The organism is Paenarthrobacter sp. CM16 (assembly GCF_013179505.1).
Lineage (GTDB): Bacteria > Actinomycetota > Actinomycetes > Actinomycetales > Micrococcaceae > Arthrobacter.
In genome coordinates this window covers 1-9,481 of the sequence record NZ_JABMCX010000186.1, presented here as the reverse complement: position 1 = coordinate 9,481, position 9,481 = coordinate 1, and the positions used below count along the sequence as shown (strand labels likewise).

Here is a 9,481-nt window from a genome sequence, read left to right as displayed (position 1 = left end):
GCCCCTGCTGTGCGCGACGCACCTGGGGCCGGCAAGCTGAGCGTCCGCGGACTCTCCGTAGGGGTCGACGGCGGCACTCCACTGGTCACGGACGTCTCCTTCGACGTCGAGCCGGGAACGGTCCTTGGGCTGGTGGGCGAGTCCGGCTGCGGCAAGACCATGACCGCGTTGTCGCTGATGGGGTTGCTGCCTTCCGGCGTCGCCATCACCGGCGGGCAGATTCTCTGGAACGGCAGGAACCTGGCCGCTGCCACGGACAAGGACATGGAAGGCATCCGCGGGCGCGACATCGCCCTCATCTCCCAGGAGCCCATGCGGGCGCTGGATCCGATGTTCACGGTGGGTTACCAGTTGACTTCTGCCATCCGCCGACTCCGTTCGGTGGGAAAGGCGGCAGCGAACGCCGAGGCGTTGGGCCTGCTGGAGAAGGTGGGGATCGTTGACGCGAAGCGCATCCTCAAGACCTACCCGCACCAGATCTCGGGCGGCATGGCACAGCGCGTAGCCATCGCCCTGGCTTTGTCCGGTAATCCACGCCTGTTGGTTGCCGACGAACCGACCACCGCCTTGGACGTTACCGTCCAGGCAGAGATCCTGTCCCTCCTCCGAACGCTCGTGAAGGACACGGGCATGTCTGTAGTCATGGTGACGCACGACCTCGGAGTAGTGGCCGACATCTGCGACCACGTTGCGGTCATGTACGCCGGCCAAGTGGTGGAGAACGGCCGCACAGCCGGCATCCTGGACAACCCACGGCATCCTTACACCCTGGCACTGCTTGCGGCCGATCCCCACGCGAATACGGCAGACGATATGCCCGAACGCCTGGCCACCATCCAGGGCCAGGTGCCGCAGCCCAAGGACTGGCCATCAGGCTGCCGGTTTGCCGCCCGCTGCCAGTTCGCAGGATCTGCCTGCCTGGTACCTGTGCCCCTCCTGCCTTCGGGAACGGGGTCCGGCCTGGTGCGTTGCGTCAAGGCTGATGAACTGGCCATTGAAGGGTTGTCGTGGGTGCCCACCGACATCCCTTCAGAACACCCGGTTCCGGCGGAAGTACCCGCCCGGCACGGACTGGACATCGTAGAAAAGGACCTGGCATGAGCATCGAAACCCCGCTGTTGAGCTCCGCGGCCATGGCCGTCAGGCCCGGGCCCATGCTCGACGTCAAGGACCTGGTGGTCCGCTACGGCACGGGTCGGAAGGCCTCTGCGGCACCGCCAGCCGTCGACGGTGTCAGCTTCACCATCCAGCCCGGTGAAACGGTGGGTCTGGTGGGGGAGTCCGGCTCGGGCAAGTCGACCATTGGCAAAGCGATCCTTGGCCTGCAGAAGGTGTCCGGCGGTTCCGTGGAATTCAAGGGTGAGGACATCACGCATGCGGGCTCGGGCAAGCGCCGCGCCATTGGCAGCGAGCTCCGCGCTGTGTTCCAGGACCCCAACTCTTCGCTGAATCCCAGGAAGACAATCGGCGCCTCACTGGCAGAACCCTTACGCGTCCGCGGTATTGCCGGCGGCGAGGCCCGCACCAAGGCAGAGGACATGCTGGAACGGGTGGGACTGCCGCGGGAAGCCGTGGACCGGTACCCGAGCCAGTTCTCCGGCGGGCAACGGCAGCGCATTTCGGTGGCACGGGCGCTCATTTGCGAACCACGGCTCGTAGTCTGCGACGAAGCTGTCAGCGCCTTGGACCTGTCAACGCAGGCGCAGGTTTTGAACCTCCTGGCCGATCTGCGGGACGAGCGCGGCCTGAGCTACCTGTTCATTGCCCACAACATCTCCGTGGTCCAGTTCTTGGCCCAACGGGTGGTGGTCCTGTACCGGGGGCAGGTGATGGAGGCCGGTCCTGCCGCAGCCGTCACGGAATCGCCCAAGCATCCCTTTACCCAAGCCCTCGTTGCGGCATCACCGGTGCCACGCCCGGCCGAACAAGCGCAGCGCCGGGCTGTCCGTGAATCCATGGGAGTCAGGACTGCCGCCGCTGTCTCAACGACCGCCGGCGGATGTCCTTTCCGTCAGCGCTGCCCGCTGGCCACGGAACTATGCGCCTCCGAACGGCCCGCCTTGCGGCGCGTCGGCGAAGCTGACGTCGCCTGCCACTACGCCTGATTTTCCGCCCAAGACTCCAGGAGCAACCAGTGACCCTTCAAACACCAGCAAAGACTGCCGATATCAGCCCTGATTCACATCGGGTACCCACCCCGCCGGCGTTTCCCGCCTTTCATGCGCCAGGGAAACCTGAAGAGGTGTCGGAGGAATCGCTGCTGCACCGGGAACTCAGTTACGCCATCACGGTCGGTTTCCGCCGCCTTTCCATGGACGTATGGCTGCCCCGGAAGACTTCCGAGGCCGCCGTCCCGGTGGTCGTGTGGATCCATGGGGGAGCGTTCCAGTTGGGCGACCGGAGGGAGCTCCCGCCGACCTTCGCCCCGGACTCTGTGTTCCGGCTGTTGAACGAGGCTGGGATCGCGTGCGCAACGGTGGACTACCGGCACTCCCTGGAGGCCCCTTTCCCCGCCCAGCTGCACGACATCAAAGCAGCAGTCCGCTACCTCCGGCACCACGCAGATGAGTTGGGAATCGATCCGGGCAGGATCGGGGCGTGGGGCGAATCGGCAGGAGGTCACCTCGCTGCACTCCTGGGGCTCACCGGTTCCCGGGACGACCTCGAAGGCGGGCTCGGCGTGCAGGGCCAGTCCAGCGCAGTCAACGCGGTGGTGGACTTCTATGGCATTTCTTCGCTCAACGATGTTTCGAGACGGCAAGGAGTGGAGTCCTTCCTGAACGGTCCACTGACCGCGGCCGTCCCGCGAGAAGCTTCGCTTGATCCCGGAACGATGCTCGTGGGAGGCTCACCGGAACCGGCACTGCTGCACGCAGCCAGCCCCCTTGGATATGTCACAGCCGGAGCACCTCCGTTCCTGCTGATTCATGGCAACAAGGATGGCCTGGTACCGCATTCCCAAAGCGAACTTCTCGCCGATGCCCTGGAACGGGCAGGCGTACAGAATAGACTCATCACCATCGAGGGCGCGGACCACTGCTTCTTTTTTGCCGAAGAGCAGGTGGATTGGATCCTGGAGACGTCCATCGACTTCTTCCGGCGTGAATTCGGGCAGCAATGAGTCTGGACGCCGGGCTCCGTGCACTGATGGAGCCAGTGGCGGGGGAGGCGTCCTCCGCTGAGTTGCTTGCCAATCCATCAGGGGTGAACCGGCTGGAGGCGTTCTGCGGGGCGGGCCTCCCGTATTCGCCTCCCGGTGTCCACGTCATGGAGGCGCAGGCACAAGGTCCCAACGGTATAGTCCCGCTGCGCGTGTACGGCCCGTTGCGGGGCGAAGCGGACGACGGCGGGGTTCCAGGCTTGGTCTGGTTGCATGGTGGCGGGTTTGCCGGCGGCGACCTGGAGATGCGCGAAGCCGACCAGCTGGCCCGTGAACTCGTGGCCAGGACCGGCGGAGTGGTCATTTCCGTTGACTACCGGTTGGCCAGGGACGGGGTGCATTTTCCCGTCCCGCACGAAGACGTCCTCGCGGCATGGTTTTGGGCCGTTGAACGGGCCTGTGGCCTGGGAATCGATCCGGGCAGGCTTTGCCTTGGTGGGGCGAGTGCGGGAGCCAACCTGGCATGTGGGGCCGCCATGTACCTCAAAGATATCGGCTCGCCGCTGCCGGCGAAGATGCTTCTGGCCTATCCGTTCCTCCACTCGACGGTGCCGCCATTGACGGTGCCGTCCGCGGTGATGTCGTCACTGCCACCCTTTTTGCGGTTCTCGGCCGAGGACTGCACGGCCATGTTGGAAAATTACCTCGGCGGCCCGGCAAGCTTGGCATCCTCCTATGCCGTGCCCGGGCATGGAGATCCCACAGGGTTGCCTCCTGCTGCCATAGTGGCCTGCGAATACGACGACCTCCGTCCCTCGGCAGAACTGTATGCACAAAGCCTCCGCGGCGCGGGGATCGATGTAGCGTTCAGACTCGAGCGAGGAGCCACTCACGGATACCTCAACCACTCCGCAGCATTGGACATTGTCCAACGCGGGTTGGCGTTCCTGGCTTCTGAGCTGGCCAGTGCTGACGGTTCCAATGATTGAAATCGACTGTTCACGCCGGGGAGCGTCTTCGACATCCCTGGAGGGAAAGCCCGGAACATCGAGGATCCGGCGAAAGACGCAGAGGGAGTCAACGATGACGGAGGGCCGCATACTCACCGGGATTGAGTTTGCCCGCACCGGCGACGACGGCTCGCGGCCGCTGTTGCTCGATCTTTACCTGCCGGAATCCGCGCCCGGGTCCTCCGGCCACCACAAGCTGCGTCCCGCCGTCATTCATTTCCACGGTGGCGGCTGGCGCGTAGGGGAGCGTTCCTCCCTGGGGCCGGTGTGCGATGGCTTCGGCCTGACGCCCTTTGATGTTCTTACCGAAGCCGGATTCGTCGTGGCGTCGGCAGATTACAGGCTGAGCGCCGAGGCGCAGTTTCCAGCTCAGCTCCACGATGCCTTGGCCGCAGTGCAATGGCTCCGGGAGCATGCTGACCACTACGGCGTTGATCCCCAGCGCATTTATGCCTGGGGCGACTCCGCAGGCGGGCACTTGGCCAGTCTTGTTGCCCTCACCGGGGCAGGCGAGAGCAAGGTCGCTGCGGTCGCCGCGTGGTACCCGCCCACCGATCTGGTTCACATGGGGGAGCAGGCGCTGCCCGACGCTGTCGCGCGCGCCAGCGATCCTGGCTCCAGGGAAGAGTTGCTGGTAGGAGCGGTGCTGGCCGAAAATCCGGAGAGAGCCACGGCAGCGAGCCCCATCAGCTTTGTCCATCCGGACGCTCCGCCCTTCCTGTTGGTCCACGGCACCGCAGACAGGTTTGTTCCCGCCGCCCAATCGGAGTCCTTGGCCGCCGAACTGCAGAAGGCCGGCGCCGACGTCGAACTCCTCCTCATCGAGGACGCCGACCACATGTGGCGGCTGGAGGACGGAAGTCCGGGCGCTGCCGAAAAGGCCCTCGCGGCCACAGTCTCCTTCTTCCGCCGCCAGTCCGGCCATCCATAACTTTTCCGCACTACTGGCTACGGCCCGGCCTTCAGGCCCAACTTTGCCGTGCCCTCCACATTCCGACAACCGCCTTCGGGCGAACCTGAAAGGCCCATCATGCAGTACATAGGTATAGACCACGACGGCGGCCCCTGGGTCGCGGCCCTGAGCGGCGAGCGCGTTTTCCCGCTGGCGTCCGTGACGGACTTTTGGGCCGATGCAACGAGGTGGCAGGAGAAAGCACCGGCGCTCATCACCGACATTGCTGCCGGCCTCGATCGAGCGGCTGTTATTGAGGTTCCACTGGTTCCAGCGTCCGCGCGGGTGATTTGCGTGGGCCTGAACTACAAGGCCCACGCCGCCGAAGGCAGCTACAAGGACCAGGAGCTCCCGCCTTATCCCACCCTGTTTGGCCGGTGGACTGCCTCCTTGTCCGTGGGCAACGTCCCCGTACCGGTTCCGGGGAGCGAGACGGGCCTGGACTGGGAGGGCGAGGTAGCTGCCTACATCGGTAAACGGGTGGAGTCGGGCGACGAGGCTGCAGCCGAGGACGCCATATTTGGTTACTCCACCTTCAACGACATCACCGCACGGCGTGCCCAAAAGCTCACGTCCCAGTGGACACTGGGCAAGAACGGCGACTTCACCGGTCCCATGGGCCCACTGGTCAGCCGCGATGACGTGGGCGACCTCCGCGATGGCCTCCAGGTCCGCACCCGGGTCAACGGCACGGAAGTTCAGAACGGCAACACCCGGGACATGATCTTTTCCGTCCCGGCCATCATCTCGCTGATCAGTGAAACCTTCACCCTGCACCCTGGAGATGTGATCGCTTCCGGCACGCCCGAGGGAGTCGGCTATGCCCGCACGCCGCAGTGGTTGTTGCAGGCCGGCGACGTCGTAGAGGTCGAGATCGAGAAGCTCGGCACTTTGGTGACTCCCGTTGGTGGACCGTCGCTCCGGGCGAGGGCCTGATGGCTGTTATCAGCCCGGCGCGCGTGGCGGATTTGCCACCCGAGGTCCCTGTACTGATCTCAGGTGGTGGCCCGAGCGGGTTGTTCCTGGCTTTGGACCTTGCCCACCAGGGTATCCGCAGCGTGATCATTGAGCCGAGAACGGCCATAGACCAGGACCGGCCGCGTGCCAAGACCACGAATGCGCGAACCATGACCCACCTGCGCCGGCTCGGACTCGCTGCACAGTTGCGGGAGGCAGCGCCGCTGCCTGTGGACTTCGCCCAGGACGTCATCTTTTGTTCGTCCCTGACCGGACGCGAGATCCGGCGGTTCCCGAATGCCTTCCAGCTTGAAGCAGGCCGTTATGGGCCGCAACCGGAATGCGGGCAGCAGGTACCGCAACCGGTGCTGGAAACCGTGCTCCGTGAGGCCGTGGCAGCCTCAGCACATGCCACACTCCTGACTGGGTTGAGGGTGGAGGACTTCACCGCAAGGGCAGGGGGCGGGCAGTCGGTCACCGTGACCGAGGGTGCAGGCAGCCGGACCGTTGGGTGCAGCTTCCTGGCCGGAGCCGACGGCGGTTCCTCCACCGTGCGCCGTGGGCTGGGAATCCGCTTCGAAGGCGGATCTGCAGCACTGTCCAATATCAGCATCCTCTTCCGTTCCAGCGACCTCGCCGAAACGATCAGCCTGGATGCTGCCGTCCAGTATTGGGTCCTCGGTCCGGGAACAGCCGGGATGGTAGGCCGGATGAACCTTGGCCAAACGTGGTGGGCGATTATTCAAGGTGTCGACGCCACAGCAGAGGGGATTGACCTGGATCCGGCAGAGATGGTCCGATCTCTGGTAGGTGCCAACGTCGAGGTTGACGTTATCGCGACCGATCCCTGGACGGCCCGTATGCTCCTTGCACCGTCCTACGGAAGCGACGGCGTGTTCCTGGTGGGCGACGCCGCTCATCAGAATCCGCCCTGGGGCGGCCACGGCTTCAACACCTGCATCGGAGACGCCGCCAACCTGGCATGGAAGATCGCCGCCGCTTTGGATGGTTGGGCCGGGCCGGACTTACTGGACAGCTACGCCCTGGAACGGCGGCCCGTTGCCGAGCGAACCATCAACGACGCCGCAGCCAACGGCAAGGCGCTCGCGTACCACTTCGCGGACCCGGCTTTGGAACGTGAAGGCGAGGACGGAGCAGCTGCCAGGGCGCGCGCCCATGCAGCACTGGGCGTGAAGCAAAGCGAGTTCGATTCCCTGGGCCTGGTGTTGGGGTACAACTACGCAGCATCGCCGCTGGTTGTCCCGGACGGTGCACCCGTGCCTGCGGAAGATCCCATCCGTTACGTGCCCACAGCCAGTCCGGGAGCGCTGCTTCCGCACGCCTGGCTGGCGGACTCAACATCCCTCTACGACCATTTGGGCGCAGGGTTCACGTTGCTGGTGGACGTCGAATCCCTGGCAGGTGGCGACGTCGGAGAAGTGTACGCGCCGGTCCTGTTGGCCGCCGCTGAGCTCGGCGTTCCCGTGGCCACGATGGCAGTAGGACCTGACAGTAAGGGAACGCGGATGGCGGACCTGTGGGCAGCCGACGCCGTCCTGGTCCGCCCCGATCAACACGTTGCCTGGCGTGGCAGCACCGCCGAACCAGCAGCACATGCCCTCCGCATTGCCGCGGGGTGGTCCCACACCGAAACCCATGAAACAGAGGACGCCTCCCATGTCGACGCCGTCATTTCGTGACTACCTCTACACGCCGGAACATCCACGTGTAGCGAAACTCCGCGGCCTGGACGCCCGGGCCTACGCCGAGGCCGCCAAAGACGATCCGTTTGCCGGCCCCATGATCGAGGGATGGAAGAAGCTGTATCCCCAACCCTTCGTCGGTGTGACCAACGACGGCGTGGTGCGCGAAGGGCTGTACACGCTCACTGAAGCGTTGCCAGGCGAGGAAGCACCGTCGTCGGACATGCTGGCAGCAGCTGAAAAGCTGCTGGCGCTGCTGCCTCAAGAATTGCACGACCGCCTGTCCTACGACGTGGATGCCCCTGAATGGCAGAGCTGGGCCAACCCGGAATTCATGCAGCATGACACGGGAATTCGCCTGGACGAATGCGACCCACCAGTCCGGGATGCCGCCTTGGCCGTGGTTGAAGCGAGCCTCAGCCCCGAGGGTTTTGCGCTGACACGAAACCTCATGCGCATCAACGGCTTTCTGGGCGACCTCGTGGACCTGCCGCTGCTTATGAACGAGTACAGCTACAACTTCGCGTTGTACGGTGCTCCTTCAGGGGCGGAGCCTTGGGGCTGGCAGCTCTTCGGCCACCACGTGGCACTCAACTGCCTGGTAGCGGGCAGCCGGATGGTCATCTCACCAGTGTTCCTGGGCGCCGAACCCGACACCATCGACGACGGCGCCCACCACGGCGCTGAGGTTTCCAAGGAACGGGTCTTCAAAGAACGCATCCAGTGGGCGCGGGACCTCATGGGCGCGCTGGCACCCGGACTCCGTGCCGAGGCGACCGTTTACCAGCAGATGCAGGACTCCGCGATGCCTGAAGGGCGCCTGCACGCAGGGGATGAACGGCACCTTGCGGGTTGCTTCCAGGACAACCGTGTCATTCCCTATGAAGGCATTCCGGTCTCATCAATGCCGGCCACCGCGACAGCACTCCTGGACAGGATTGTGGAGGAGTGGATCTCCTACCTGCCGGCCGGCCCGCGGGCTGCCCGTCTCCGGGAAATCCAGGGACACTACGACGAAACCTGGTTCTCCTGGATTGGCGGCTGGCAAGGCTCCGAAGCCTTCTACTTCCGAATCCAGAGCCCGGTGGTCATTCTGGAATTGGACCACCACACCGGCGTTTTCCTGAACAACCACACCCCCGCGCCCTTCCACATGCACACGGTGGTGCGCACTCCCAACGGCAATGACTACGGACGGGCTTTGCTCCCCTGAGAAGCCCAACAACAACAAAAGGTCCGGACTCCCTGAAGAGTCCGGACCTTTTGTTGTTTCAGCCTAGAAGTCCAGGCCCACACGCCGCTGCGGCGGAGGGCCGACGACGGTCAGGTCCATCTCTGCCTGCGCCCGGCCAAAACCCTCCATGTCCATGTACGGCGCACCGCCCTCGGTATAGATGTAGTCCTCTGTGGGCTGGTTGAAGTACTCGAAGAAACCATTGAAGACCGATGGCGTCAGGAAGCCCACCATCTGGGTGTTGTGGGCATCGAATGCGAAGGAATGGATGGTTCCTGCAGGGGCGTGGACAAAGTCGCCCTTGGTCAGCAGCATCTCCCGGCCGTTCACATAGAGCCACATGCGGCCCTCCGTGCACAGGAAGTTCTCCGTGTGCTCGGAGTGGAAATGCAACGGGATATAGGGAGATTTGGCGCCCTTGGTGTGGACGGCAAAATAGTTATCCCCGGTATTCTGCGGCCTTGAAAGGTAGGAGAACATGGTCTGGTAGCTGACCAGGCGCTCGCCTTCGCCCGCGCTGAGGAA

General features: G+C 64.4%; 9 protein-coding genes. 8 read left to right on the top strand and 1 reads right to left on the bottom strand.

Features of this window, described 5'->3' with window-relative positions; translation table 11 throughout:
- The 8 genes from HP499_RS15935 to HP499_RS15900 form a co-directional block, all read left to right on the top strand.
- Positions 1-1,101 (top strand): ABC transporter ATP-binding protein (locus tag HP499_RS15935; protein ID WP_172325208.1); only part of this gene is annotated, 1,101 nt, incomplete at its 5' end.
- Complete coding sequence (locus HP499_RS15930) at positions 1,098-2,105, top strand: ABC transporter ATP-binding protein (protein WP_172325207.1); 1,008 nt, start codon at positions 1,098-1,100, stop codon at positions 2,103-2,105. The genes HP499_RS15935 and HP499_RS15930, both read left to right, overlap by 4 nt.
- Before the next feature lie 137 nt (positions 2,106-2,242).
- A complete protein-coding gene (locus HP499_RS15925; RefSeq protein WP_309138402.1) occupies positions 2,243-3,121 on the top strand; it encodes an alpha/beta hydrolase in 879 nt (292 codons plus the stop codon).
- A complete protein-coding gene (locus HP499_RS15920) occupies positions 3,118-4,089 on the top strand; it encodes an alpha/beta hydrolase (protein ID WP_172325205.1) in 972 nt (323 codons plus the stop codon). Before HP499_RS15925 ends, HP499_RS15920 begins: the two co-directional genes overlap by 4 nt.
- Positions 4,090-4,183: 94 nt before the next feature.
- Positions 4,184-5,041, top strand: a complete 858-nt coding sequence (locus HP499_RS15915) for an alpha/beta hydrolase (RefSeq protein WP_172325204.1) — start codon at positions 4,184-4,186, stop codon at positions 5,039-5,041.
- A gap of 99 nt (positions 5,042-5,140) precedes the next feature.
- Positions 5,141-5,998 carry a fumarylacetoacetate hydrolase family protein gene (locus HP499_RS15910; RefSeq protein ID WP_172325203.1) on the top strand — a complete coding sequence of 286 codons (858 nt, stop codon included), beginning with the start codon at positions 5,141-5,143 and terminating at the stop codon, positions 5,996-5,998.
- On the top strand, positions 5,998-7,719 hold the full coding sequence (locus HP499_RS15905) for an FAD-dependent monooxygenase (protein ID WP_172325202.1): 1,722 nt from the start codon (positions 5,998-6,000) through the stop codon (positions 7,717-7,719). Before HP499_RS15910 ends, HP499_RS15905 begins: the two co-directional genes overlap by 1 nt.
- Positions 7,697-8,935, top strand: a complete 1,239-nt coding sequence (locus HP499_RS15900) for a DUF3500 domain-containing protein (protein WP_172325201.1) — start codon at positions 7,697-7,699, stop codon at positions 8,933-8,935. The genes HP499_RS15905 and HP499_RS15900 overlap by 23 nt, the downstream gene beginning before the upstream one ends.
- A 63-nt stretch (positions 8,936-8,998) precedes the next feature.
- Here the strand turns inward: HP499_RS15900 and HP499_RS15895 are convergent.
- On the bottom strand, positions 8,999-9,481 hold a 483-nt coding region (locus HP499_RS15895), incomplete at its 5' end, for a quercetin 2,3-dioxygenase (RefSeq protein ID WP_172325200.1).

Excerpts from the sequence above, each read along its gene's own strand:
- HP499_RS15930 (WP_172325207.1), top strand. The coding sequence starts at position 1,098 with ATGAGCATCGAAACCCCGCTGTTGAGCTCCGCGGCCATGGCCGTCAGG.
- HP499_RS15910 (WP_172325203.1), top strand. The coding sequence starts at position 5,141 with ATGCAGTACATAGGTATAGACCACGACGGCGGCCCCTGGGTCGCGGCC.
- HP499_RS15905 (WP_172325202.1), top strand. The coding sequence starts at position 5,998 with ATGGCTGTTATCAGCCCGGCGCGCGTGGCGGATTTGCCACCCGAGGTC.
- HP499_RS15915 (WP_172325204.1), top strand. The coding sequence starts at position 4,184 with ATGACGGAGGGCCGCATACTCACCGGGATTGAGTTTGCCCGCACCGGC.
- HP499_RS15900 (WP_172325201.1), top strand. The coding sequence starts at position 7,697 with ATGTCGACGCCGTCATTTCGTGACTACCTCTACACGCCGGAACATCCA.
- HP499_RS15920 (WP_172325205.1), top strand. The coding sequence starts at position 3,118 with ATGAGTCTGGACGCCGGGCTCCGTGCACTGATGGAGCCAGTGGCGGGG.